Source organism: Microcoleus sp. A006_D1 (genome assembly GCF_036702805.1).
Taxonomy (GTDB): domain Bacteria; phylum Cyanobacteriota; class Cyanobacteriia; order Cyanobacteriales; family Microcoleaceae; genus Microcoleus.
Genome location: NZ_JAUBVZ010000011.1, coordinates 14,386 through 41,086, shown reverse-complemented (window position 1 = coordinate 41,086; position 26,701 = coordinate 14,386). Strand labels below are relative to the sequence as shown.

At 46.3% G+C, this 26,701-nt stretch carries 21 protein-coding genes, 1 pseudogene and 1 CRISPR repeat array; of the genes and pseudogenes, 13 read left to right on the top strand and 9 right to left on the bottom strand.

Annotation, left to right across the window (positions count from 1 at the left end):
* Window positions 1-200 precede the first annotated feature (200 nt).
* Complete coding sequence (locus QUB68_RS19780; protein ID WP_332995645.1) at window positions 201-689, top strand: hypothetical protein; 489 nt, start codon at window positions 201-203, stop codon at window positions 687-689.
* A gap of 232 nt (window positions 690-921) precedes the next feature.
* Here the strand turns inward: QUB68_RS19780 and QUB68_RS19775 are convergent, their stop codons facing one another.
* Entirely contained in the window at window positions 922-1,410 is a 489-nt protein-coding gene (locus tag QUB68_RS19775) for a WbuC family cupin fold metalloprotein (RefSeq protein WP_332995643.1), read from the bottom strand.
* A gap of 76 nt (window positions 1,411-1,486) precedes the next feature.
* On the opposite strand from QUB68_RS19775, the gene QUB68_RS19770 reads away from it, so the two are divergent.
* Window positions 1,487-2,713: a tetratricopeptide repeat protein gene (locus QUB68_RS19770; protein WP_332995642.1), complete on the top strand. Its 1,227-nt coding sequence runs from the start codon at window positions 1,487-1,489 to the stop codon at window positions 2,711-2,713.
* 229 nt (window positions 2,714-2,942) lie between these two features.
* Here the strand turns inward: QUB68_RS19770 and QUB68_RS19765 are convergent, their stop codons facing one another.
* Window positions 2,943-3,815 carry an S-methyl-5'-thioadenosine phosphorylase gene (locus tag QUB68_RS19765; RefSeq protein ID WP_332995640.1) on the bottom strand — a complete coding sequence of 291 codons (873 nt, stop codon included), beginning with the start codon at window positions 3,813-3,815 and terminating at the stop codon, window positions 2,943-2,945.
* Window positions 3,816-4,024: 209 nt separating this feature from the next.
* Between QUB68_RS19765 and QUB68_RS19760 the strand changes: the two genes are divergently transcribed.
* Entirely contained in the window at window positions 4,025-4,225 is a 201-nt protein-coding gene (locus tag QUB68_RS19760) for a hypothetical protein (protein ID WP_332995638.1), read from the top strand.
* A gap of 136 nt (window positions 4,226-4,361) precedes the next feature.
* Here QUB68_RS19760 and QUB68_RS19755 read toward each other — a convergent pair whose 3' ends face one another.
* A complete protein-coding gene (locus QUB68_RS19755) occupies window positions 4,362-5,201 on the bottom strand; it encodes a Tab2/Atab2 family RNA-binding protein (protein ID WP_332995636.1) in 840 nt (279 codons plus the stop codon).
* 175 nt (window positions 5,202-5,376) lie between these two features.
* Window positions 5,377-5,913: a CRISPR direct-repeat array (repeat unit 37 nt; unit sequence GTTTCAATCCCTAGTAGGGGTTTATGGGTTTTCCCGC).
* A gap of 376 nt (window positions 5,914-6,289) precedes the next feature.
* On the opposite strand from QUB68_RS19755, the gene QUB68_RS19750 reads away from it, so the two are divergent.
* Window positions 6,290-7,597 carry a valine--pyruvate transaminase gene (locus tag QUB68_RS19750; protein WP_332995634.1) on the top strand — a complete coding sequence of 436 codons (1,308 nt, stop codon included), beginning with the start codon at window positions 6,290-6,292 and terminating at the stop codon, window positions 7,595-7,597.
* A gap of 165 nt (window positions 7,598-7,762) precedes the next feature.
* Here the strand turns inward: QUB68_RS19750 and QUB68_RS19745 are convergent, their stop codons facing one another.
* The 3 genes from QUB68_RS19745 to QUB68_RS19735 all read right to left on the bottom strand — a co-directional run bounded on the left by QUB68_RS19745 (window position 7,763) and on the right by QUB68_RS19735 (window position 9,778).
* Window positions 7,763-8,227: a hypothetical protein gene (locus QUB68_RS19745; protein WP_332995633.1), complete on the bottom strand. Its 465-nt coding sequence runs from the start codon at window positions 8,225-8,227 to the stop codon at window positions 7,763-7,765.
* A 194-nt stretch (window positions 8,228-8,421) separates the two neighbouring features.
* Entirely contained in the window at window positions 8,422-8,982 is a 561-nt protein-coding gene (locus tag QUB68_RS19740; protein WP_332995632.1) for a sugar O-acetyltransferase, read from the bottom strand.
* Window positions 8,983-9,103: 121 nt separating this feature from the next.
* Window positions 9,104-9,778 carry an MBL fold metallo-hydrolase gene (locus QUB68_RS19735; protein ID WP_332995837.1) on the bottom strand — a complete coding sequence of 225 codons (675 nt, stop codon included), beginning with the start codon at window positions 9,776-9,778 and terminating at the stop codon, window positions 9,104-9,106.
* Window positions 9,779-9,808: 30 nt separating this feature from the next.
* On the opposite strand from QUB68_RS19735, the gene QUB68_RS19730 reads away from it, so the two are divergent.
* The 7 genes and pseudogenes from QUB68_RS19730 (at window position 9,809) to QUB68_RS19695 (ending at window position 21,623) form a co-directional block, all read left to right on the top strand.
* On the top strand, window positions 9,809-11,281 hold the full coding sequence (locus QUB68_RS19730; RefSeq protein WP_332995631.1) for a site-2 protease family protein: 1,473 nt from the start codon (window positions 9,809-9,811) through the stop codon (window positions 11,279-11,281).
* 540 nt (window positions 11,282-11,821) lie between these two features.
* Window positions 11,822-12,274 carry a hypothetical protein gene (locus tag QUB68_RS19725; RefSeq protein WP_332995630.1) on the top strand — a complete coding sequence of 151 codons (453 nt, stop codon included), beginning with the start codon at window positions 11,822-11,824 and terminating at the stop codon, window positions 12,272-12,274.
* 170 nt (window positions 12,275-12,444) lie between these two features.
* Window positions 12,445-12,815, top strand: a pseudogene (locus tag QUB68_RS29985) (hypothetical protein); the annotation flags it as partial.
* A gap of 264 nt (window positions 12,816-13,079) precedes the next feature.
* The gene (locus tag QUB68_RS19710) at window positions 13,080-14,207 is read left to right on the top strand and encodes a glycosyltransferase (RefSeq protein WP_332995627.1); all 1,128 of its coding nucleotides are present in this window, start codon (window positions 13,080-13,082) and stop codon (window positions 14,205-14,207) included.
* Window positions 14,208-14,952: 745 nt separating this feature from the next.
* Window positions 14,953-16,134, top strand: coding sequence for a sulfate adenylyltransferase (gene sat / locus QUB68_RS19705; protein WP_332995626.1), 1,182 nt, complete (start codon window positions 14,953-14,955; stop codon window positions 16,132-16,134).
* A 197-nt stretch (window positions 16,135-16,331) separates the two neighbouring features.
* Window positions 16,332-18,491: a caspase family protein gene (locus QUB68_RS19700; RefSeq protein WP_332995624.1), complete on the top strand. Its 2,160-nt coding sequence runs from the start codon at window positions 16,332-16,334 to the stop codon at window positions 18,489-18,491.
* Window positions 18,492-19,217: 726 nt separating this feature from the next.
* Window positions 19,218-21,623, top strand: coding sequence for a sensor histidine kinase (locus QUB68_RS19695; RefSeq protein ID WP_332995622.1), 2,406 nt, complete (start codon window positions 19,218-19,220; stop codon window positions 21,621-21,623).
* 300 nt (window positions 21,624-21,923) lie between these two features.
* Here QUB68_RS19695 and QUB68_RS19690 read toward each other — a convergent pair whose 3' ends face one another.
* Entirely contained in the window at window positions 21,924-23,504 is a 1,581-nt protein-coding gene (locus QUB68_RS19690; protein ID WP_332995620.1) for an SDR family NAD(P)-dependent oxidoreductase, read from the bottom strand.
* A gap of 353 nt (window positions 23,505-23,857) precedes the next feature.
* Between QUB68_RS19690 and QUB68_RS19685 the strand changes: the two genes are divergently transcribed.
* Together QUB68_RS19685 and QUB68_RS19680 are read left to right on the top strand one after the other, a co-directional pair.
* Window positions 23,858-24,439, top strand: coding sequence for a manganese efflux pump MntP (locus QUB68_RS19685; protein WP_332995619.1), 582 nt, complete (start codon window positions 23,858-23,860; stop codon window positions 24,437-24,439).
* Between the two features lie 191 nt (window positions 24,440-24,630).
* The gene (locus QUB68_RS19680) at window positions 24,631-25,188 is read left to right on the top strand and encodes a glutathione S-transferase family protein (protein ID WP_332995617.1); all 558 of its coding nucleotides are present in this window, start codon (window positions 24,631-24,633) and stop codon (window positions 25,186-25,188) included.
* Between the two features lie 135 nt (window positions 25,189-25,323).
* Here the strand turns inward: QUB68_RS19680 and QUB68_RS19675 are convergent, their stop codons facing one another.
* Both QUB68_RS19675 and tgt read right to left on the bottom strand, forming a co-directional pair.
* A complete protein-coding gene (locus QUB68_RS19675; protein WP_293149949.1) occupies window positions 25,324-25,461 on the bottom strand; it encodes a photosystem II reaction center protein K in 138 nt (45 codons plus the stop codon).
* A gap of 60 nt (window positions 25,462-25,521) precedes the next feature.
* Window positions 25,522-26,652 (bottom strand): tRNA guanosine(34) transglycosylase Tgt, encoded by a 1,131-nt coding sequence (gene tgt / locus QUB68_RS19670; RefSeq protein WP_332995615.1) that lies wholly within the window; start codon window positions 26,650-26,652, stop codon window positions 25,522-25,524.
* Window positions 26,653-26,701 lie beyond the last annotated feature (49 nt).

Sequence of the window (26,701 nt, the reverse complement as noted above, 5' to 3'; positions counted from 1 at the left end):
ATCGTTGGGTTTTACCGTAGCAGGTGGCGCCCGTGCCGCGGCAGCAAAATCAGTCGATCGAACTATTGATTTTAATTTAAAAAAGTGGTATATTCACTTAAATATTTTACCGAAAAACTTTTTTTCCGACATTCACATTTTCTTTATAAACAGCATTTAATCTAGAAAATATCTAAAACTAAATAAAATATCGATAATTTATGTTTGTCCACAAAAGCTCAGAAAATACAGCTAAAGACGATGCAGCTAAGTACGACTCAGCTAAATATAACGAGCGGTCGTTCTCAACTTTAATCCGGGCGCTACGTCTTTCCCAAGGTTACTTTTCTTTCGTTTTAGTCAACTGCAACTCGCTGACTGTGCGGCAGGAAATACTCGATCGCCTCCAAGCAACTTGCGCCCAGAAACCGCAGCCACTGTTTTTGCCAAAATCGGCGACAACTCTCTACACCACAATCGCAGCAGAAGTAGGCAGCGAAAAGCCTCCAGCTTTAATGATCCTGGGTTTGGAGTCAGTGGAGTCGATCGATCGACTCCTGGTTTCTACCAACCTACTGTGCAGCGAATTCAGCAAAAAATTCTCCTTTCCCGTCGTCTTTTGGGTAACAGATGAACTTCTGAGAAAAATCATCCGCACCGCCCCAGACTTATACAATCGCATGACAACAATTAGATTTATCAGTGATTAGTCATGGGGCATGGGGCATGGGGCATGGGGCATGGGGCCGAAGAGCATGGGGCCGAAGAGCATGGGGCATTGGTCATTAGTCATTAGTCATAGCTATCTGGAAATTATCTGCGTTAATCCGCGTTATCTGCTTAGCATCTGCGGTTGATTTATCAACCAAAGACTTATGCAATAACTCTCTGCTATCCGTTACATCCGCTACATAATCCGCTGCCGAACTTCCTTCTTCCTTCTTATTTAAACTCTGCTTCCCAAATCAAAACTAATTCGCGCGCCGCCGCACTTCCCTCAGCCGGAAAATCCGCCAAAAAGTCTTTATCCGCCGCCACCTCATAAGGCCCTTCCTTGAACTCCAAAATCGCGGTATCCGCAGCCAAAGCTACCAATGTGTGAATAGTGCCCTCTGGAAGTTCCACGGCGCGGGTGGGCCCGACAGCACTGACTCGCAACGATCGCAAGATTTGACCGTTTTCGTTCAAAATCAGAATACCCACTTCTCCTTGAATCACCACAAAAAACTCAAAACCGTTAACAGACGGTGGGCGCAGGTGTCGGTGAGGGCGCACGTAAGTACCCGGTTGCAGCACGTTGACAAACCGCTGCACCTTTTCTGACAAATCGTGGAAATTGTAGTTTTGGCGCTGGCGGGGACTGCTGCGGGAGGAAGCTGCAACTTCGTCTAGCAATTCTTGCGTCAGACACTTAATTGGAGGGGACTGCACAACAGATATCCTGTATTTAATAGTTTTTGAACAAATCGGCTAGGCTGAGATCATCTTTACCAGCATCTCTTGACATATGAAAATCGCAAATCAGGTGCGTATCACTAAGGCAATGCGTTTGTCAAGTATTTTTAGAACAATTATTAACCCGATCGCCCTTTCGACTATTCTAGTCTGCGCCAGTAGCGTTTCTGCCTCAGAACCGAGGACGGCGGCGCTGTTGGTTCAGCAGGAATTGCCACAACAGCAACTCAAAGACGAAATTCGCGATCGAGTTCAAGAAGAAGTTGACATCGCTTTCGGGCGCACGGCAGCACTGCTCAACGGACTGGTAATTGCCTTAACATTGTTTCCGACAGCAGCCGGAGTCGGTGTTTGGTTTCTGTGGAGCAAACTGTCCCAGCAGACAACAATTGCTCGCCAAGAAATCGAAAGTCTCCACTATGATACAATCTCTCAATTAAAACTATTAATTTCCGATGCTGAAAGTATCTTAGGCGAAATTCAACACCAAAGTCACCCAGCGGATGTAGAAACAGACCTTTTATTGCCCGACGCCCAAATTCAAGAATTTGCTCCGGTTAACTACGGTAATTACCAACAGTTATTGACAGCGGGCGACTATGCCAAACAGGGAGATGCTTGCTTCTTTGAAAACCGCTATGAAGATGCGATCACCGCCTACGATCGGGCCCTGCAAATTCAGCCGGATTTAGCCGATACTTGGAACAACCGGGGAGTAGTGCTCACTCGAATGCAGCGGTATCCAGAGGCGATCGCATCCTACGAACAAGCTACCACAATTCGCCCGACTTATCCCGACGCTTGGAACAACCGAGGCGTGGTATTATTGGAGTTGCAGAAGTACCAAGAGGCGATCGGCTGTTACGAACAAGCAATCCAAGCCAAACCCGATTATGCCGACGCTTGGAACAACCGAGGCGTCGCTTTTTCCAAAATGGAGGAGTACGAACAAGCAGTAATTTCGTACAATCAAGCCCTCAAAATCAAAAATGATTATACTGACGCTTGGAACAACCGAGGTGTTGCACTCTCAAAATTGCAAAAATACGAAGCGGCGATCGATTCCTACGACAATGCTGCAAAAATTAGACCTGATTTTTACAGAATATGGTACAACAAAGCCCGATGTTATGCGCTACAAGGTAAAATTGAATTAGCAATAGAAAATTTAAAGCGCGCCCTCAACCTCCATCCGAATTTGTGCAAAGAGTTGGCAAAAACCGAAGCTGATTTAGAAAAAATCAGGGAAAATGAGGCATTCAAACAATTGATAAGTTAATTGGGGATGGGGCATTGGGCATCGGGAATTGTTAACAAATCACCAATCACCAATAACTTTCTTTCAAGTTGTAATATCGTTTCCAGTAGCACCGGAATGATTTAACCACAGAGAACGCAGAGAACACAGAGGGAGATCGGAGAGATGAATACAGGACGATGCTACCGGAAACGATATTATTAGTTACCAATGCCCTATGCCCTATGCCCAATGCCCTATTCCCTATTTGCTACAAATATTTATGCAACAACAAACCCATTTTCTCCTTAGTTGCGGCGGGCACGTTGTCAAGCCGAGTCAGAATTGCATATTTCAAAGCTGAATGTGCCTCCGAAACGGGGGGATTTTCTGTTAGCCTCCGCACAGTTTCTTGAATTGCTTTTTGGGCATTTGCTGCATTGCGGTGCAAGTTTGCAACTACCATTTCTACGGTTACGCTGTCGTGATCCTCATGCCAGCAGTCATAATCGGTGACTAATGCTAAAGTTGCGTAGGCAATTTCTGCTTCTCTGGCTAATTTTGCTTCCGGCAAATTTGTCATCCCGATGACTGTCGCCCCCCAACTGCGGTAAAGGTGGGATTCTGCTTTTGTGGAAAATGCGGGGCCTTCCATGCAGACGTAGGTGCCGCCGCGGTGCAGGGTAACGTCGGGGAGGTTCAAGGATTCGATCGCACTTCCCAACACTTTAGCCAATTCGCCGCAAACCGGATCGCCAAATGTGATGTGAGCGACAATTCCTTCTCCGAAAAAGGTAGAAGCTCGATTTTTTGTGCGATCGATAAACTGATCCGGTACTACCATATCTAAAGGTTTGGCCTCTGCTTTCAGCGAGCCCACCGCCGACGCTGAGATTAAATACTCAACTCCCAAACTCTTCATTGCATAAATATTTGCCCGATACGGCACTTCTGAGGGCAAAAAAGTGTGATTGCGGCCGTGTCTTGCCAGAAATGCCACGGGCGTACCCTCCAAAGTTCCCACAATGGCGGCATCAGATGGCGCGCCAAAAGGTGTATCGATTTTCACCTCTTCAATATCCTTGAGGGCCTCCATTTTGTACAAACCGCTACCGCCGATAATCCCGATTTTTGCCTGTGCCATTTTACCCTCTGCCTGAGTTTTACTCTTAGTGATTTTATCCGGCCATCGTTAAGTTGGCGTAAAGAGAGTTGAATATTTCATGACCACAGTCACCCGACATACACTATATTGTTACTCAAAAAGTGTGCTTTTAATCACAACATAAATTCACGCAATCTTTAAAAATAAATGTACAGAGTTATGTTATCTATTTTCAGGGTGTTAAGACCATGACAGTCAGTTCTGCTAGCGTCCCCAAAATCTCTGTGGAGGCGATCGCCCAGCGAATCTTTGCCTTCCGCCAAATCACTCCCCTCGACAGACGGCTGCTCAAGTCAGCAGTCCTCGACGGGCTCGACAAAAAGGATCATTTTCACATTGACAGAGTGTGTCAGGGCATCCAAAACGGATTGATTCTGATTGTGGAATAAGTGGGCTGTACTATCTCTTGCTAGACCAAGAGGTTGTTCTAAAATTTGTGTTTGAGTCTGTATCTGCTGGAACTAAGTTCGGGCAGTATTTTATTATGTTTGGGCGATCGACATCAGAAATAATATTATTTAAATCTTATCGATCGAAATTCAACAGCCAAAAGCCTGTATAAGTCATCCCAGTATCATCCGGTTGCACCAACAAAAAATGCAATCCTTGACTCGATTGCTTGCGCTGTTGGTAAACTTCCGCCGCCGCTTTTACTTCGCTATCTTCAAAAGTAGCCACAACCCATCTATCTGCTAATCCAGCTTCCAATATCAATCCGTCGGGAGCACCGGCGATATAATTCAATGCGAAGGGTTTGGCATCCTGAAGCCATCTAGCCAAGCGCATCGACTGGCGCCCGCCGTCAATCACCACTCCGGGCACGGGGATTGTTGAGGCTAGGCCCAAGTTCAGCGGTAACAGCGATTCGGGCATTTCTAATATGGGGAGGGGAAGCCCTGCGAAAGCTTCTGCGATGTCGCCGGCGGGTAGGGAAGCAAAACGCCAGCCGTCGCCCCAGAGGTTTTCGGGTAGGGGGATGGGTGGTGGAGTGTCAAGGGCGATCGCCCGATAAGCTTCACCAGTATAATTAGGCAGACTGGAATATTCTTGGGCGCGTTGTTGCAGCAGCAATTTCAGAGCAGCAGTGCGCCGAGTCGCTTCTACCTTGACACCCAAAACTTTGCCCGCAGCTTCGATTAAACTGAGAGACTGAGGTCTAAATACTTGAATTAAGTCTGGCAATTTCTGAGTTTGAGCTTGCTGCTGCAACTGCGCGGCTAGCCAATTAGAATTAGCTTCCGACTGGCGGCAAACAGCGCTAAATTTAAAACTTTGTGTTGCGTCGCAGATGAGGAGTTCCCACAATGGTTTGCCGGTTTCGTCTCGGAGAGGGCGGCGGTAGAAATCGGCTTGCCAAATACGCATAAATAATTAAAAATTAAAATCTACAACTCGATCATTTTAATCTGGTTTCGATCCGCGATCGGATTTTAGGTGTTTTCTTGCGAGGGCTTACGTTGTACCGTCGTTTCAAGCCCTACATCGGGAAAATGGGTTTTCCCGCCGTTGCGGGCTGCGGTTTTGGCAAAGCAAGAGTTGAGTTTCAATCCCTAGTAGGGGTTTATGGGTTTTCCCGCTTTACATCCATAAGGATTACACGAACCAAGTAAAGTGTTTCAATCCCTAGTAGGGGTTTATGGGTTTTCCCGCTCTCACGTTATTTTTGATATCAGATGAGCCAAGTGTTTCAATCCCTAGTAGGGGTTTATGGGTTTTCCCGCAATGAGGCTGAGGATAAAGCTTTTGGCTTAGTTCGTTTCAATCCCTAGTAGGGGTTTATGGGTTTTCCCGCCTATCTGCAAGAATTACAGCCCCTAGTAGTCGAAAGTTTCAATCCCTAGTAGGGGTTTATGGGTTTTCCCGCATTCCAGGATTGCTGCCACTTGCCTTTCTGCTAAGTTTCAATCCCTAGTAGGGGTTTATGGGTTTTCCCGCTCAAGCTTTCTGGGAAGGAGAAATCGATCATGTTGTTTCAATCCCTAGTAGGGGTTTATGGGTTTTCCCGCTGCGAACAGCCGCGCTATCAAAACAGGCTAATCTGTTTCAATCCCTAGTAGGGGTTTATGGGTTTTCCCGCCGCCGGTGTTTGAAGCGGTTGCTGTATTTGGTTTTCAAGGTTCATTTGCGGGACTGTGATCTCAAAGTACCATTTCAGCCTTCGGTCTGTCAATACCCTATTTTTCATATAGCCTTCAAATTCTTATGTGGTATGGGTTTTAGCGATCGCGGGAATCGTTTTTTTGACCTGTTGGCATCAAACCCTTGCAGCGTCTGTATTACAGCCTCAAAATTCAACACGCCAATTTTTACACCTACTGACTCCCGCATTTTAAACCAAAAATCTAGCCCGATCGCCCAATCCAACCAAACCCACACCCTCAATCCTAACCTTTCCTGCAAACAAACGAGGTTATCATAGATCAACCGTCAACCTCTATCATCGTCGCCGCATCATGAACCCTGCCCTGACTCAATTTGGCACCCAAATGTCCCAACTCACAGGAGTTCGGGCAATTATGAAAGATATTATTGAAACTCTCAGAGCCGGCAACGGGCAGGAATTCATCAATTTGAGCGCCGGAAATCCGGTGATATTGCCGCAAGTCGAGCAGTTGTGGCGCGATTGCACTGCGGAACTTTTGGCAAGCCCGGAATACGGCGAAGTCGTTTGTCGCTACGGTTCCAGCCAAGGCTATCAACCGTTTATCGATGCGGTATTGGCCGATTTTAACCAGCGTTACAATCTCAATTTGACCGATCGCAATATCCTAATTACTCCCGGAAGTCAATCAATCTACTTCTACGCAGCCAACGCTTTCGGAGGCTACACCGCACCACAAACAGACCTGAACGATCCCAAATCTCAAATCCGCAACCTAAAATCGATCGTCCTTCCGCTGAGCCCAGACTACACCGGTTACGGTGGCGTGAGCTTAATTCCCGAAGCAGTCATCGCCTGTAAACCAACGCTAGATATTGATGCAGCCGCCCACAGATTCAAATACCGCCCGGATTTCAGCCAACTTTCCATTGATGAAACCACCGGTTGCGTCATCTTTTCCCGTCCCTGCAACCCCACGGGAAACGTCCTCACCGACGGCGAAGTGCAGAAAATCGCCGATTTAGCAGCCGCCTTCGACGTGCCGGTGTTAGTCGATTCCGCCTACGGGCCTCCCTTCCCCGCCTTGAACTTTACCGAAATGACCCCGATTTTCGGCGGCAATATCGTCCACTGCATGAGTTTGTCGAAAGCCGGATTACCGGGTGAAAGAATCGGAATTGCGATCGGCGATGAAGGCATCATCAAAACATTAGAATCTTTTCAGACCAATATGTGCATTCACTCGCCGAGATACGGACAGGCGATCGCAGCTAGGGCCATTGCTTCCGGTGCACTAGCTGACATTTCCCTCAACGTCATTCGCCCGTACTATCAAAGCAAATTTGCAGTAGTTGAAAGCACCCTAGAACACGCAATGCCGAAGGATTTGCCGTGGTTCTTGCATCGAGGTGAAGGAGCAATCTTTGCGTGGTTGTGGCTGAAAGATTTGCCAATAACTGATTGGGAAATGTATCAAGAATTGAAGAAAGTTGGCGTAATTGTCGTGCCGGGAAGTTCTTTCTTCCCCGGTTTGCGGGAAGATTGGCAGCACAAGCACGAGTGTTTGCGTATTAGTTTGACTGCGACAAATGATGAAATTGAAACTGCGATGAAACGTTTGGCTCAACTGGTGGAAAAAGTTTATCAATCAACCATTTAGCGATACCATTTTCGACTTGAGCATGGGGCATTTTCGATTAAATAATTGGCAATAAGGTTTGTAGTGAGGACTTTAGTCCGCATCCATCCCAGGACTAAAGTTCTCACTGTCAACTGTCAACTGTCAACCATCAACTGTCAACTGTCAACTGTCAACTGTCAACTGTTAAAGAACTTTGTGAGTGTGTTCGTGCTGTTTCACATTGTCTTCTGTGCGAATCACGCGCTCGGTGTTGAGCACTCTTTTGCGTTCTAATGAATAACTAAAGTCGTTGCGAACTGTTCCTTGGGGAATGTGTACTTGAGCTTCGGGGCGGATTTTGTATGTGCGGGCTGCGGCGATCGCCCGAAAGCCGAATTCTTCGCTAAACTGAGCTTCTGCGGGGAATTCCGGCATCCTCTTGGGTGATTCGCCGTCGAGCACTGCTCCTAAAGTTGTCCCCCAAGCCATTTCATAGGATGTGGGAATTCCTTTGACAATTGCTTCCAAAGCTGCTGAGGGGATAGGTTCAATTACTTTTACTTGATGGACTTCGCCTTCTTCTTTGATGAAGCAAGTGGCCAAACCTACTGCTATGTAGTCGTCGGTGCCGAGTTCGGGTGCGTTGGGATAAACTGTTGCAGTTGTCATAAAAATCTTGTGAGTAGGAGTTAAAGATTGGGTACGAAAAATCCAGCGATTTTTAGATGTATGATTTGAGATTTTTTCTACGGATGTTTCTGGGGGATTTTACCTAAAAAATCTCAAACAGACTCTTGTAATATCTAAAATTGTTGGGTTAAGCTCCCAAAAGCCGATCGCGCCAGTTGGTCGATCGTACCACATTAAGGCAACTGCCGGATAATTCGGCAAGGATTCCCCGCAGCCACCACGTTTGCGGGAAGATCTTTGACAACAACACTGCCTGCGCCGATCGTGCTATTGTCGCCAATAGTGACTCCTGGGCAAATAATACTCCCGCCGCCAATCCAAACATTATTGCCAATATTAATCTCAGCGGCGAACTCTCGACCGGAAAGTCTAATGTCCGGGTCTGTGGGGTGAGAAGCGGTGTAAATTTGTACGTTGGGCCCGCACAGCAAATTTTCCCCGATGTTAACTCGATTGCAGTCGAGAATCACGCAGCCAAAATTTATGTACAATCCGTTTCCAGCATAAATATTGCTGCCGTAGTCGCAGTAAAAAGGCGGCTCGATTTCAACTTTTGGCCCGACTGCGCCGAACAATTCGGTAAGGATTTCTAACCGTTTGTCGGGTTCGTCTTCCTGGGTAGAATTGTAGATTCTAGCGAGGCGGCGGGCGCGCTGGCGTTCGGAAGTTAATTGCTCATTGCTAGCTAAATATAATTCGCCGGCGAGCATTTTTTGTTTTTCGGTTTTTTCCATAGTTTTTTCCACGGATAAGACGTACGGTTGAAACCGCCAGTCTACAAACTTTCGTCCTTCTTTCAGAGACTCAACGCTATAATTCGCCTGTCAAACCTTTTTTTGATGGTGCACCATATTTTTAGGGTTCTGGTTTTGACTGCAAACAAACGGCTAAATCCAGATTGGTTAATTGCTCAAAAGCGCGATCGATCGATCCTCGTCCGCGCAAAAAACCAGTATTTGCAGCGGGGCAGATATATTGCAGAGTAGACTGAGAAAATCGATCGATAATTGACTGAACGCTGTTAATTTGCCTGGGCCAGTGAAAAGTTTTTGCCGTTCTCTGCGGTACTGGAGCGCCTTCGCGGTTGGGGAGCAAGTGTCTGCCACTAAACAGCACTCCGCCACTACCACTATCATAAAGGCAAGAGGAACCCGGAGAGTGGCCGGGAGTCCACAATGCTGTGATGCGATCGCTCACAGCCAATTCTCGCTCAAAAACCGTCACCTGCAATCCCGGGAGCAAATAAGCTTCCTGTTCTTGAATCAGGATATCGCAGCCCGTAGCTTCCTGAATCTCCCGCGCCTTGGCGATAGCGCCGCGGTGGGTGAGAAACAGCAAGCGCACGCCGCCGCGCGAATCCAAAAAGGTTTGGTTGATCTCATTCCAAGCAGGACAATCCACCAGGATGTTCGATTCGTTTTCTACAATGAAATAAGCTGTCGCACCCAGGGTATCCCGGTTAGGTGCGAAAGCAAAGGTATTAGCCAGCACGAGTCTGGGCTGTTTGGACACTGAACTCTGTTGTTTCAAGGAAGTATTGAGAGGCATGGAATAAATATTATGTTCTTTTTACTATGGTTGTTTGTATTGGGACTGATATCTTACTACTTATTGCAGAGCAGCATCAGCCGCATCACGCGAACTCCGGTATGGCTGCTGTGGCTGGTAATGATGGCGCCGGCGCTGATTTGGAGCGGTTGGGTTTTAGCTAACGGCGCCAAAAAAACAGCACCGCCGGAGTTGGTAATTATACCTTTTCTCGTTTGCCCTGTTTTGTACTGGTTTTTGGTACAGTTGGGGCGCAAGGAAATAACCCCCGAAACCCAAACGCAGGTAGCAGGCGATGCGACTGAACCGACAAAGCCAAAACCGCCCCTGCGCGCGATCGATGCAGCGGAAGAAGCGAGTTTGCGCGATTGTTTTCCTTGGTCAATTTTCTGTTTGCGGGATTTGGAATTTAGGCCGCAGGCTGTCATTTGTCGCGGACAGTTGCGTACGAACCCGGAGGCGGCTTATCAGGCGATTCGGGAGAATGTGGAAAGGCATTTTGGCGATCGCTTTTTAGTGATATTTCAAAACAGTTTGAGCGGTCAACCTTTTTTTGCCATAGTTCCCAATCCCAGCCGCCAATCAGGGGAAACTCCGGTCAAAACAGCATCTGTAACTCGGCCATTTTTTGCCTTAGCTTTGGTGCTGATTACGGTGTTTACCACTACGATTGTCGGGGCAAAAATTGCCGGAGTTACTGAAAAAGCTTTGCAGTCTAACCCGTCAATCTTGCTCCAGGGTTTGCCTTATTCCCTGGCTCTCATTGCAATTTTGGGATTTCACGAATCCGGTCACTATTTAGCTGCCAAATTCTACAAAATTCGCACGACTTTGCCTTATTTTATTCCGGTTCCTTTTTTCTTGGGAACTTTTGGCGCTTTCATTCAAATGCGAAGTCCAATTCCCAACCGCCGAGCTTTATTTGACATCAGTATTGCCGGCCCGCTTGCGGGTTTAGTGGCGACAGTGCCGTTGTTGATTTGGGGTTTGGCTCGTTCGACAATTGTACCGCTGTCTGAAAAGTCGGGAATGTTGAATTTTGATTCTTTTAGTCCGAAATTTTCGCTGCTGATGACTTTGTTGAGCAAGTTAACTTTGGGCGCTGCTTTCAATGCGGAAACTGCGATTAATTTGCATCCGGTAGCAGTCGCTGGTTATTTGGGTTTGATCGTGACGGCGTTTAATTTGATGCCTGTGGGACAATTCGACGGCGGGCACATTGTACACGCGATGTTTGGTCAAAAAGCTAGTATGGCGATCGGGCAAGTTGCTAGACTTTGTATGTTGCTGCTTTCTTTTTTGGAACAGGGTTTGCTGCTGTGGGCAATTATTTTGTTTCTGACGCCGCTCAACGACGAACCGGCGTTGAATGATGTCAGCGAATTGGATAATCGCCGCGATTTTTTGGGGTTGCTGGCGATCGGGCTTTTGTTAATTATTTTATTGCCGGCGCCCAAGATACTCTTTCAGTGGTTAAATGTTTAGAAGTCATTAGTCATTAGTCATTAGTCATCAGTTATCAGTTATCAGTCATCACGAAGAAGGAAGAAGGAAGAAGCAAGAATGAAGAAGTCATTAGTTATCAGTCATAAGTTATCAGTCATCAGGAAGAAGGAAGAGGGAAGAGGGATTTAATTATCGTCGCGAGAGACGGAAGAAAAGACGGTTCACAAATTATGCAATGGTTGCTATATTAGGACTTACACAGGGGGGTGAGAAACCCGGTTTATGACTAGATACTTCGCTAGCAAACCAAGATTTATCGCAGAAACCGGGTTTCTTTGGTGTAACTTTTGCATCCAAGCGAGTTGAGCGTTTTGTAACTCGCTTGCTATCTCGGAATGATGTTTATTTCCACCGACTTATCTGAGAAATATGTCCTACAAATCCTTCACTTTCCAACAATTAAGAGATCAGTTTGGATTGCAGCCGTCACTCAGTCCTATTTTATCGAGTGCCAAGGTGATTCCTTTAGAACCCTCCCAATGGCTGTGGAGAAGTCTCGAAATTAGTTCTAACACTTCTGTGAAAACTGAAAAAGAACGTTCGGAACGGATTATTTCTCCTATTTTGTTAGAATCTAGAGAAAGAAACAACAGACAATTTTCTCTCTTTTCCGGTTGGTCATTTGATGTAGATATTTCTCGGGGATTGAATGGAAAATGCGACTTTATACTATCTGGCGTTCCGTTTGATTCGGCAATTAAAGTTCCGGTTTTTGCATTAAAAGAAACGAAAGGCGGAGACATAGAATCTTGTCTACCGCAGTGTGCCGCACAAATGGTGGCAGCTCAGCTATTTAATGAACACGAACAAAATTCAATACCTGCCGTATTTGGCTGCGTAACTACTGGCGTTGTCTGGCGGTTTATGAAATTAGAAGGAAATAATTTAATTATTGATGCTGATGTTTATTATCTGGATAATGTTCCTCTGATTTTAGGGGCTTTGCAAACAATCCTTAATTTATACAAATAATCTAATGACTATAATAAAATAGGTTTGTAGTCAGGACTTCTGTCCTCAGGAATTGAGGAGGACTGAAGTCCTGACTACGAACCTAATTAATCTTTTTGACGATAAATTAAATAATATGGCTGTACCAAAGAGCGCACTTACTCCCGAACAAACAGCGCTAATTCCACTCGATCGGCTATCGGAAAAGTTGTCAGAAATTGCCAGCAATAGAATTGGATACTTGGCAAGAATATACTTTGTGGCAAATCAATAATCAGGTTGACGTAAGTAGGTCATTGCGAAAAAACAATAGTATTTTGTAGGGCGGGTTTAGCTAAGAATCTATGATACCAGCCAGTTTTTGAAGGCAAAACCCGCCCTCCCCATCTACTGTTTATTTGTACCCACCTACTTAGAGCCAATTTATTTGTTAAAGATGACTTGTCCGAGTACGGGATACATTCACGCTTTGCGAGTGGCGCCACAAGTGCGATCTGCACTAGCAGCAATTAGCTGGGTAAACTGGGGAATCGAACCCGGAGATTTTGCAGTACAAACATGATTGTATCGGAAGCATTCGTGCGCCAGTTTTTGTACTGATATCGGCTCCGCTTGCTTGCCGATATTATCTTTGCTGTGGCGGGAATTAGCGCTCCCGCGACCAAAATATTTTCACAAAAATCAGCCACTAATATTCGTATAAATCGCTACCATTAGACCCATAGAAACAACTTTATTCCTAAAGAAATAGTCCTAATTGTATTGACCGCAGCCTGGGCTAGACCGTTATAGTATTGGACATCCTGTACTAAAATTAAAACTAGCTATGAATATTTTCATACTCTCTTCACGGGGTTTATCTTCCCATGTTTCCTGGGACCCGGTTTTTGAATTAGAAAATATTCTGATACGAACCTGCAACGCACAACTTTTGATACCATCAGCCCGCCACTGGCGGGAGCGATCGGAGAAAATGCCGCCACTTGCTAAGCGAATTGTGCATAAAGTTATGAAGTCTACTACAGGTTTCTATAAGTTAGATTCCTTACCTGAACTGTCGAACAAGCCCAATGTTTTGCTGATTGTTGGCCTCTCAGGCTCAAATCTGGAGCTGCTATCGACGATACCTAACTGGCGCCAGCGTTTTGATGTGGTGATCGGTTATGTATTCGATGCCTGGGATACAAACAGTTACTCAAAAAATGTCTATCATTTAGATCGTTTATTCGTGCCGCTGCCCGAAGTTATAGATGAACTCACCCAACAGTTTAAGATACCAGTATCGCTGCTGCCTTTTGGTGCAGATGTTCTCGCTCAAGGTTCCTGTCAAGTCAAACGTTCCATCGATCTAACCAGTTTCGGGCGGATACCCGCACAGTACCACAATGCTTTCTTCAATAAATTCAATCAACCGGGCTCTGACCAAATTTACTATAAATCGACAGCCCGCATGGGAGAAGTGTATCCCAAATTGCCTTACGAACAGCGACAAGATGAGGAGGATACTCTGCTGCTATTTCATATGCTGAGAGATAGCAAGATTACCTTAGCATTTGATACTCTCTATCCTGGTATGCGTAAGTTTCCTTACTCGTTTGTTACGTTGCGGTGGTTTTACGGGGCTGCGACTGGTGGCGCGATTGTTGGTAAACGTCCCACTACGCCTCTAATGGATGAGTTGTTTGATTGGGAAGATGCAACTATAGAATTGCCGGAAAGTCCCCAAAAAAGTGTGGAATTAATTGCAGAACTTTTACAGGATACGAAGCGCCTTCAGTCTATATACAGACGCAACTATGTCGAGAGTTTAGCTCGTCACGATTGGAGATATCGAATTCAGAGTATGCTGGAAAAAGTTGATGTTCCCCTACCTCACCAGCTACGCGAAGAATTGTTGGAACTGAAAATGCTTCATCACAAGTTGGTAGCAAAGGAGCTAGCTGTCAAAAAATAAAAGCGATAGATGTGAAGAGGATGACGCTGAACTTTGCGGTGAATCGCTCGCTGATTTTCCGTAATAGTTTATTGGCGCCGAATTACTGAACGGAGTAGAGATGACTTAGTTTTTTGTATGATGAGAAGCAAGTTGATAAGTTGAAAACCCAGCCAGTCTTTGTACGGAATTTTAGACTGATTGGTATTAATAAACAAAAAATCACAGGTATCCATGTCAGGCAACAAATATGAAAATGGGAGGCAGACAAAACCCAATCTTTTTAATCTGCTGACAATTGTGTTAACTTCTTCAGCGCTAATAGAACCGGGAACAAAATCGTTAAACTCGATAGTGATTTGCTTGGTATTGCAGAATGAATAGAGCCGATACCCGTCAACCATCAATGGTTTAATTCCCGTTATGCAACTGTCAACTGTCCACTGTCGAGCGGTCAACTGCTATATCTATTCGCTAAATTGACCGACATTTGCCCCTAAATCGATAACTAAAGACTGAGAGTCTATTAATTTGGTATAAATAGTATGAGTTTTAAGATTTGTCAATCCTGAATGCTTTTGCCAGAACTCGATAGATTTTACTAAAAAATTATAAAGTGTCATGGCTGACCCATAAATCAGAGTTTATAAATATAAGGTATGGTGTGTGCTGGAGTTTACTCGAAAAATTAATTAATTGTAACAACACCTTGGTAGGATATAGGCAGCTACAGTCCAACATCTTAAATCTAAAACCTCAAATCGACATGAGCCAGCATCCAGACCGCATTGCGCCTCACGGCGGCATCCTGGTCAACCGCATTGCCACACTAGACCAAAGACAAGATTTTTTCGACAAAGCAGAGTCCCTGCCGCGAGTCCAGCTTTCGGATCGATCGATCTCCGACCTGCAAATGATCGCCATCGGCGCCCTGAGTCCCCTCAAAGGGTTCATGGGCGAAGCTGATTATCGATCGGTAGTCAAAGAAATGCGCCTCTCCAACGGCCTCCCGTGGTCGATTCCGATCGCCCTCCCAGTCAGCGAAGCAGTCGCCGACACTCTCACCGAAGGCACTTTAGTCCGCCTCGACTCCCCGGCGGGTGAATTTGCAGGCGTATTGGAACTGACCGAAAAATACCGCTACAGCAAAGAAGAAGAAGCCCTCAACGTCTACCGCACCGACGACCTCAAACACCCCGGCGTCCAAGTATTAGACCAATCCGGGCCTGTTAACCTCGCAGGTGAAGTTTGGCTGCTGGAACGCGAACTAGATGTTCGGTTTCCCCAATACCAAATTGACCCGGCGAAATCGAGAATCCTGTTCAAAGAAAAAGGATGGAAAACCATCGTCGGTTTCCAAACCCGAAACCCCATTCACCGGGCGCACGAATACATCCAAAAATGCGCCTTAGAAACAGTAGACGGCTTGTTCCTGCACCCGCTAGTCGGGACGACTAAAGATGACGACATCCCCGCTGACGTGCGGATGCGCTGCTACGAAATTTTGCTAGAAAAATACTATCCAAAAGAACGGGTAATTTTGGCAATCAATCCGGCGGCGATGCGCTACGCCGGCCCCAGAGAAGCAATTTTTCATGCTTTGATTCGCAAAAACTACGGCTGCACTCACTTTATTGTAGGGCGCGATCATGCTGGAGTTGGCGATTATTACGGCACCTTCGATTCCCAACACATTTTTGATGAATTTGAGCCGGGAGAATTGGGAATTGTGCCGATGAAATTCGAGCACGCTTTCTATTGCACAGTGACGGAACAAATGGCTACAACTAAAACAAGTCCCAGCACTCCCGAACAGCGGGTGCATTTGTCGGGAACCAAAGTGCGGGAAATGCTGCGCGCTGGAAAATTGCCGCCGCCGCAGTTTTCTCGGCCGGAAGTCGCCGCCGAATTAGCCAAGGCTATGAATATTTTTAGTTACGAGATTTAAGTCTTGAACCTTGGTGTTGGAGACATTTTCAAGAGTTGTGAATTTTAAGTTTTGAGTTTTAAGTGAAAATTTTCAATTTAAAACTTAAAACTTAAAATTTGTCTGGGTACTAAACATTTACAATCTAATTAAATTCCCTGAAAAGATTGGGGAATTTAACTTAAAATTAAAAACAGAAAATTCACAGCTATTTAAAGATGGGACTGAAGCGGCGGGAATTTTTGCAGCAAGCTGGCCGGATGCTGGCCGCTATCGGCATCAGCGAGGCGGGTTGGCTGCGGTTGGGCGATCGCTACCTCGAAGCTTTAGCCCAGCCAACAGCCCGTAAATTGGCTTTGTTGGTGGGCGTTGACAAATATCCAGACTCGCCCCTGCACGGCTGCGTCACCGATGTCCAATTGCAGCGGGAACTGCTGATATATCGGTTTGGGTTTGCGCCGTCGGACATTCTGACTTTGACTGACGCTCAAGCTACTAGGGAAAATATCGAGACGGCTTTTGTAACTCATTTGAGCGAACAAGCAAAACCCGGTGATACGGTAGTTTTTCACTTTAGTGGCTGCGGCAGCCGAGTTAGTTCGATCGACCTTCCCGGCAAAATGCAAAATAGTTTAGTGCCGGTGGATGACGTTTTGCCGCCCACCGCAAACGGATCTGTGAATGATATTTTAGAGGAAACGCTACTGCATTTGGTGCGATCGCTCGCCACAGAAAATGCGATCGCCATCCTCGACACCAGCTATTCCTATCCGGGTTTCCCAAAAAACGGCAACTTTCGCATTCGCTGCCGCCCCCGCCTCACCGTCGGGCAGCCAAGCCTCGCAGAATTAACGTTTGCTGAAGGTCTCAAATCCAGCCCAAATCTGCGATCGGCGGCCGCCGTACTTACCGCGGCCGCAAGTTCCCAATTCGCCGCCGAACAAGAGTGGAACGGATTTAGCGCAGGTTTGTTTACCTATGCCCTCACTCAAACTCTGTGGTGGGCAACTCCCGCTAGCAGCTTCAGCATCAGTTTCAGTCGCGCCGCCGGTCAAGTCCAGCAAATAGCGGGGTTATCGCAGCAACCGCAAATTCGCAATTACGATTTAACAGCCGCGCCGGCGGTGAATTTTGCCAGTTTAATCTTGAATTCCCCTAGTGCTGACGGCGCTGTGACGGCGGTGGAAGACGGCGGCAAAACTGTGCAGTTGTGGCTGGGCGGGTTGTCGCCCGGGGTTTTGGAGTCCGCAGGGGGCTCGGTGTTTGCTGTGGATTCCTCTGAGGGCGTGAAGCTGTTGCTGCGGGGACGCACTGGCCTCTCTGCTAAAGCCCAAGTTTTGGACGGGTTCGATCGCACAGAAGGGCAACTAACAGCCGGCGAACTGGTGAGGGAAGAAATTCGGGTATTGCCGCGAAACATCGGTTTGACAGTAGCTTTGGACTCGGGTTTGGAACGCATCGAGCGGGTGGACGCCACCAGTGCCTTCGCGACTGTGCCCCAAGTTTCGGCTGTAGGGAAGGAGCAAGCTGCTGACTTTCGGTTCGGCAGAGTCCCGGAAACGATTGTGGCTCAAACTCCTTCGGCCCCTCAGCCTGCTTTGTATCAAGGCCGCTACGGTTTGTTTTCTTTGGGTCAAATACTGATTCCCGATACCCAGGGCGACGGGGGAGAAGCAGTCAAGATGGCGGTGCAGCGGTTGACTCCGCAGTTGAAAGCGCTGCTGGCGGCGAAGTTGCTGCGGCTGACTGCTAATGAGGAGTCTTCGCGGCTGAAGGTGCGGGCTGTTTTGGCAACTCTGGCGCCACAAGCTCGGGCGGTGGCGCAGCGGAAGCCGGTGCGGGCCGGCGGTGATTACCGCCTCGAACCCCTGAGCGTGGAAAGCGAGAAGTCGGCAAAGTTCGATCTACTAAGTGTCCAGAACGGGAGCCGAATTCAGTACCGTTTGTATAACGATGGCGATCGCCCGGTTTACTTTGCGGTGTTTTGCTCGGACAGCGCGGGACGGCTATCTGCGATCGGCTCTGAGGGCAAAGACTCTGAGTCCTGGAAGTCGCGGGCGATCGCCCCTGGGGAGAATTTGAGCGTGCCGGCGGCTGGGGCTTTGGGATGGGCGGTATCTGGGGCGATCGGACTGACGGCCGCTCGAATTATATTTAGTGAGAGTCCCTTCGATCGAACTCTGGCTGCAATGGAAATGCAGCCAGCAAGGGATGCCGTGTCCGTGGTGCTGTCGAATCCTTTAAATGTAGCGCGGGCAGTGCTGGAAGATTTGCACGCGGCTAGCATACCCGTGCAGAAAGTGGGGATATCGACGGACGATTTGGCTTTGGATGTACGTGTTTGGGCAACTTTAAGTTTTGTTTATCGAGTAGTTTAATTTGAGGAGCGCCAAGGTTTTATGCAGCCTATAATCCGCCTCTCTCCTATTCCGAAATCGAGCTTCAATTCCAACTCCGTAAATGCCAAACTTCTGATATTGGCGATCGATCGTAAATAGGAACTTTTACAGGATTGATGAAATCTCAAATGCCGAGGGAGGCATGATGATGGCGATTTTCTTGGAAAACAGAAGTATTTTTGCTGATTTCGCTTGGCAACAACTATAGCAGTGGACAGTGGACAGTGGACAGTGGACAGTTGCATAACCCGAATCAAATCATTGATGCAGTACGGGTATTGACAGTGGATAGTTGACAGTGCTGTCAACTGTCAACTGAATGAACGTCATCTACCCTCAAACGCCAGCCTTTGAGCTTTGGTTAGAAAGTCACCCCAGACAGGGCTAGCAGTGTGTGTGTACCTTAGCCGATCGGACAAAAGCCAAACATCTCAACCTAGGGCGGGCAAAGAGCACCTCACCTAATTCACATAATTCACATAAATTATTGACGGCTCTTAACAAAAGGCTTAAGTTGTTGATAAAATGTTTTAATTTATCAAAAACATGGTAGAATATTTTTCGAGTTTAACAAGGTGAGCCAGCCAGCGGGAAAAATCCCAAAATCCCCGCAATTATTGAATGCTAGTAGTTTCAGACTAATGGCAGGCGGGCGAGTTCATCGCAGGTGAGCTGATAATTTCAATCTCACAAATTGGTCAAACCATGCGAAGCTTTGCGAAAGTGAAGTTGTGGAAATTAACTGGAATATGGCCAGCGGGATTTAAGGGCGAACCCCATCTTCGCTATAAAGCTGCGCTGTTAATTTTGGGCGTAACAATTTTGGTGGCTAGCATCGCTGCTTGTATCAGCTATCAAGGCGTGCGCCGCTTGATTGTCGGCAATTTAGAGCGAAATGCTTTGTTAGAAGTTAAGGAGCGCGGTAACAATATTGATCGCTGGATTGGCACTAGAAAGGCTGAGATAGAAATCCTCGCCAACACTCCTCCGGTGCGATCGATGAAATGGTCGGTGGCAGAGCCTTATTTAAAATCGGAAGTAATTCGACTGCAAGAGTTCAAGCATTTCGCATTAATTGAGCCCGACGGTTCTTATTTTACTACAAAAGTCGGCAGAGCTTTAATAAATGTCAGCGATCGCCAACACTTCCAAAAGGCAATGGCTGGACAAGTCTATGTTTCAGATCCTACCATTTCTCGCACGCTCAAACAACAACATATTGTTCCCATTTCGGCTCCGGTGTGGTCAAATTCGGCAAAGTCTATGGATAAAACAGTCAAAAAGCCGATCGGAGTAATGAACGGCGTCATTAGCATCGATCGAATTGCCGAAGTAGTAGGAAAGCTGGAATATGGGGCGGGAACTTACGCTTTTGTGCTGAATTCTCAAGGAGTGCCGATTGTCCATCCCGACGCTCGGTTAATGGGAAATATCGACAAAGCAGCTCCCAGTCTTTTAGAGTCCGCAGATACTAATTTGGCGAATGTAGCCCGGGAGATGGTTTATCAAAAAACGGGCATTTTGCTGACTCAAATCAACGACGCCAGAGTTTATGTGGCCTATCTTCCTTTAGAACAAGCTGAATGGTCGATCGCCCTGGTAATTCCCCGCGACAATATCGAGAAAGAACTGCTCCCCTTAAATATATTAGCAGCCACCGCCGCCGTACTTGCCGCCACAGCTATTTTGGCAGCAATTCTGGCACTGAAGCTGTTTGCCCAAAGCTGCATTCGCACTCGCACAGAAGCCCTTCTGCACCGCTTGACCGGTCGCATTCGCGCTTGCTTGGGGCTCGATCGCATCCTGCAAACTACAGTAGACGAACTCGGTACTTTGCTCAAGCTCGATCGAGCAATTTTCGGGTGGTACGATCCCCGACAAGATACTGTAGAATTTTGCTGGGAATATTGCCGGCAAGGTTTACCGGGGCGCTTGGGAATCTTCGGCGCCCAAACAGGGCCCTGTGGAGATTTAGCTGCACGGCTTCATCGGTGCGAAACGATACTTCTCAAGAAAATCTCCGCCCCCGATGCCACAGCGTCTCAGGAAGCAGCGCATCTCGAACTCACAGACAGCCACTACGCAGCAGTACCCGTACTGACTCAGACTAATCGGTTGGGATATCTGTTCGCCAGTGCAAATCGGCGGTTTGCGACTCCCGACGAAGTGGAAGTTTTGGAAGCAATTGCAGACTCGCTGGCGATCGCAATTTCCCAATCCCAACTCCAGGGACAAATTCAAGAAGAACTCAAACTTTTGGAAGAAGTATTAGCCCAACTCAGAAGAACCGAAGAGCATTTAGTACAAAGCGAAAAAATGACAATTGTCGGTCAACTCGCCGCCGGAATTTCCCAGGAAATTAACAACCCGATCAACTTTATTTACGCCCGCCTGATTCACGTCAACGATTATATCAAAGATTTGCTCAATATACTTCACCTCTATCGCCAACAATATCCCCAGCCTGTGTCGCAAATTGCCCAAAAATTAGAGAGCTTCGACCTAGATTTTATCAGCCAAGACTTGCCGCAAATTCTCAACTCTTTGAAAATAGGAACCGATCGCATTCGCCAGATCGTCCTGGCTTTGCGGAAAATTTCACTTCCTGACGAAGCCAACAAAGAACGCGCCAACCTTCACGAAAGCATCGACAATATTCTGCTACTGCTCGCTCACCGGCTGGAGCAAGAAATAGTAGTAGTCAAGGAATACAGTAACCTGCCGCTAATTTTGTGTTATCCCAGTCAACTGAGCCAGGTATTCGCGAATATCCTCCGCAATGCGATTGATGCTGTTAAGAGTGTGGACAAATCAGAGCAAATTATTACAATTAAAACACATATTGTCGAGCATTCTACAGGCAGGTTTATTGCAGTATCGATCGCCCACAACGGCTCCCGAATTCCGCCGGAAGTTCAACAGAGAATCTTTGACCCGTTTTACCAGACTAAATCCTTGAAAAATTTTACAGGATTGGGGCTGTCGGTTTGCTATAAAATTATTGTAGAGTTGCACGGCGGCCGCCTGACAGTTCAATCTCCAATGCAATCTCAAAGTGAATCTCAAACTGGGGGCGGTGCTGAGTTTGTAGTAGAATTGCCGATATTTTGAACTGCCTTCGCTAATACCATTTACAAAAAAGCTTGCTAAAACAAAAATGTTTTTTTCTCGTCCCTTGAAAAGAACAGGTGCGTCGCCCTTAGATTGTTGCTTTTTATTGAGGATTGTCGATGGCGACGCACCCTACGGCTAACCCTCTATGCAACAAATTCAAAGAGTCTTCCGTAGGGTGTGTCGCTTCCACCATCTTTAAGAAAGACCGACAATCTAATAGTGACGCACCTGGGAGCTTCAATAAACCTATAAGCAAGCCCCAAAAAAATATTGTAGCAAGCTTTTTTATAAATGATATTACCTATTACCCATTGTGACAGGTTCCTGATAATTAGAAGTGTAACCGGGTAAAATTTTTATACTCGGTTGGGCAACTCGTAATGTTAAAGAAAGACGCACTTTACCGCTCCTATTATAAATAGAACGATGTACAAGTTGATCGGTAAATAAAATAAATTCACCCGGTTTTAAAACTACCGTGTTCGAGTTCTCTTCTACTTCCTTGGGAACTTCAAAAAAATGATTCCCACTAAAGGGATCGGTGATTTTGACTTCACACTTTTCGAGTTCACTTTTCGGGATATATTCAAACCCGTTTGTCTCCGTTACTTCCGTTAAAGCAATATAAATATTAATCGTTTTTCCCTCCCCAGTCAGTAAATTAGGATAAATATCTCGATGCCAAAAAGGAATCAATTGACGTGAGGGATAATTCACCCATAATTCCGATCGCCATAATCTTAAATTCTCCCCTAAATAAGCTGTCAGTATTTTTAATAAATTCTCATCTTGACACAGGTGCAACACCGCGGCAGAATCTAAATGTCTTTCCATATAAAATTGACGTTGGTAACATTGAATAAGCAGCAACATAATTGAACCGAATTGTAACCTAAAAAGGGCTTTTAATGCCTGAGTTAATAAAATTTTAATGGGCGGTTTTGGTAAAACATTCTTAAAGATATGCTCGCAAATAGTCGCGAGTTCATCCTGATTTAACTTGAGAGCATAAGGCCCCAGTATCCCATCATTAGCATCATAATTAATTCTCTCTTTCTCGACGGCTTGAGTGCAGCCAGTCCACAATAAACTTTTTTCCCATAACTCTTGACAGAAGTCATTATCTTGTGCTAAAACAGGCAATGTTATTTCTTGTCCTGTTAGACCTAAAAATTTACCTGTTGTTGACTCAAATTCTGGAGAAGTTGCACATAAGAGACTGCTATAAGCTCCCTTTTCTGGACTAATTCCTAAACCGAGATATTTACTCAAACGATGACCGATGGTAATATTAGATTGTACAAAACCCGGATGAACTGCGTTAACTGTGACATTCGTTAATTTTTGGGCAAGTTGTCTGGTTAAGAGCAATAGAGCAAGTTTTGACTGGTTATATGATTCGATAAAATTTAAGGGTGTTTCTTTAACGAATAAATCCCACTTAATTCGAGTGGGTTTCAATGCTAAATCTGAGGATACCATAATCACGCGACTAGGGGCGGATTCTTGTATTTTATCTAACAATAAATAAGTGAGGAGAAAATGACCTAAATAATTGATGCCCCAAATTAACTCAAATCCCTCTTGAGTCATTCCTCTTCCGTCGAATATTCCGGCATTATTGACGAGGATATGTAAGGGTAAATTTCGGTCTTTAAATAGTTTAACACAGTGACGCACTGACTCTAAGGAGGCCAGATTTAAGGGTAAATATTCTATCTTGTGATTTCCGGTAGTTTCACGAATATATGCGATCGCGTTTGTAGCTTTTTTCTGGGATCGACAAGCAATAAAGACATGATATTCCAATTTAGCTAAACCTAAAGATGTCATTAAACCCACACCTGAATTACCACCAGTAACGAGACAAACTTGCATAAATTAATTTATTTTTTGATGTTCTTGAGAGTTATTATAGCCTTTATTACACAAATATCCAAACCTTTGTTAAGAAGAAGCAAGAAGGAAGAAGGCGATAACGGCTTCGCGAGCGGGTAAAAAGAAGGAAGAAGGGAAGAAGACATACACAGTAATCTTTTTAGCGAGCCGTATTTTACGTTTAATCTGATGGATTTACTTAAACGCGGATTTTTTCGACAATAGCTAATTGTGAAACAAATGTGATTTAAAAATGAATGAATTATGAGAGAATAGCATTTTTCTCATGGTTTAGTGTACAGTAAAACTGTCGAGAAGAACACTTTACGATTGACATCTCACAGTTTACAAAAATGGATGCAGCCACTACCATCTTTCTTTCCTTGGGACTAGCAGCAGATGCTTTTGCTGTTGCTGTTTCTAGCGGTTTAGCAATCAAACACATGAAGGTCAATAAAGCTTTAAAAATCGCCTTATTTTTCGGCGGCTTTCAAGCTGTGATGCCCATAATCGGATGGTTGATCGGTCTGAGTTTTAGTTCTTGGATAACACCGATCGACCATTGGATCGCTTTCGGGCTGTTGAGCTTCATTGGCGGTAGAATGATTTACGAATCGCTGCAAGGCGAAGAATGCGAGAAAAAGTTCAATCCCTTACATACGGGGACTTTGATAACGCTGTCGGTGGCGACGAGCATCGATGCCCTCGCGGTTGGCATCGGATTTGCCGTCCTCAAAGATGCGATCGCTCCGGCGGTGACTGCGATCGGATTTATTACTTTCTTTTTAGCTTTTGCAGGCGTGTTTATCGGGCACAAGTGCGGCAACTTGTTCGCGAACAAAATTGAAATTCTGGGCGGAGCAATTTTGATTTTTATTGGCAGCAGAATCTTGTTTTTACACTTAACGGAAGTGCCATTAGTTATGGGTAATTAGTCAGTTGACACTTGACAGTTGACAGTTGACAGTGGGCAGTGGGCAGTAGTCAGTAGTCATTAGATACTGACTAACAACTAATAACTAACAACCAACAACCAACAACTGACAACCAACAACTGACAACCAACAACTGACAACTGACCAAACAATGCTATAACAGCAATATTGCGTTAAAGGATAAAAATTCAGTGCTGAAACTTTACGGCGGAGTCCGCAGTCGGGCCTCAATTGTCAAGTGGTATCTCGAAGAAATAGGGGTTCCCTACGAATTCGTGATGCTGGATATGCAAGCAGGAGCACACTTGCAGCCAGAGTTTCTCGAAATTAACCCGATCGGCAAAGTACCGGCAATTGTTGATGGAGATTTTAAACTTTGGGAATCCGGGGCAATTCTGCTGTATTTAGCTCAAAAATATGGTAAAATGCCGGAGAGTTTGGAGCAGCAAGCCGAAATCGCGCAGTGGGTGATCTTTGCTAACGCCACTCTCTGGCCGGGAATATTTGTCGAAGCAAGTCGCGATCGCGAAACCCCGCAAATGCTAGAACCCTTAAATCGCATCTTCGAGAAACAGCCGTTTTTAATGGGCGATGAGTTCGGTGTCGCTGACGCAGCAGTCGGTTCAATGTTGATTTACATTCCGATGCTGCTACAAGTAGACCTCAGTCCTTATCCGGCTGTTTTAGATTACATGAAGCGGATTTCGGAAAGACCGGCATTCAAAAGTGCGATGGGCAGCGGTAGCTGAAGGAAGTTCGGCAGCGGATTTTTTAACGGATGTAACCGATAGAAGGCAGAAGCTAGAAAGAAGAACGAAATAAAACTTAACTGGTAAAATCAGGGGCAATTGGTGAATTGCCCCTGATTTTTAATTAAATCAGACTTATCTGAACCCGACAGCCGCTTGCCAGACAAAAGCCAGCAGCAAGAAAAACACCGGAATCACTGGCAAAACATTAATCAAAGGATCAAAGATCGCATAAGCCTCGGGCAGTTTAGCCAACAGTAATGCAGCTTCCATGAATCAACCTACCTATCCAACACAATTTTCATAATTGTCGCATATCTTAAACCAAGGCAATCAAGATCGATCGACACTCGGTGTCAGCCAGTGCGCAAACTCTTCGGTAAATCGATCGGCCAAAATCGCCTCCCGCATCCTCCCAGTAAACCGAATCAACTCCGTCACGTTGTGCAGCGCCAGCAAAGTATAGCTGAGTGCTTCCTTCGCCCGCGCCAAATGGGCCAAATAAGCCCGACTGAAATTTTGGCAGGTATAGCAAGGACAAGACTCATCCAGCGGAGCAAAATCCTCCCGAAACCGAGCATTTTTCAAATTCCAGCGTTCCCCGCGCACAAAAGCTGTCCCGTGACGCCCCAGCCGAGTCGGAATCACGCAGTCAAACATATCTACGCCACTCGCCACAGCCAGCGCCATTTCCCGATAGGTGCCAATTCCCATCAAATAACGGGGCTTATTTGCAGGTAACAGGGGCGCAGTTACTCTCACAATCTCTGCGATCAAATCCCCCGATTCCCCGACGCTAACCCCGCCGATCGCATAACCGGGCAAATCTAAGTCTACCAACTGGTTAGCAGCGCGCGATCGCAAATCGGGGAAAACGCCCCCCTGCACGATGCCGAACAAAGCTTGATCCGGGCGCGAGTGAGCCTGCATACAGCGTTGCAGCCAGCGGTAGGTGCGATCTGTTGCCGCCTCCACCTCGTCCCGCGTAGCGGGGTAGGGCGGACACTCGTCAAAGGCCATAATCACGTCAGCGCCCAACTCGTTCTGAATCTCGATCGATTTTTCCGGCGTCAAATTAATGATGCGGCCGTCGCGGGGAGCTCGAAAAGTCACCCCATTCTCCGAAATAGTCCGCATTTGGCTCAAGCTAAACACCTGAAAGCCGCCCGAATCCGTGAGAATCGGGCCCGGCCAAGCCATAAATTTGTGCAATCCGCCAGCGCCGGCGACAATCCGTTCCCCCGGCTGCAAGTGCAAGTGATAAGTATTTGCCAAAACCATTTGAGAACCCGCGTCCTCAAGATGTGCCGGGGTCAACGTTTTGACATTAGCCAGCGTCCCCACCGGCATAAATTTAGGGGTTTCCACAATACCGTGGGGAGTGCTAAAAACCCCTGCACGCGCTTGGGTATGGCTGCAATTAGCCTCACACTTAAAAGAAAATCTCGCGTTGTCTTCAGTCATTAGTCTCCGACGATCGTTAACCGCTACTCGGCAGTCCGTGTTATCTAAT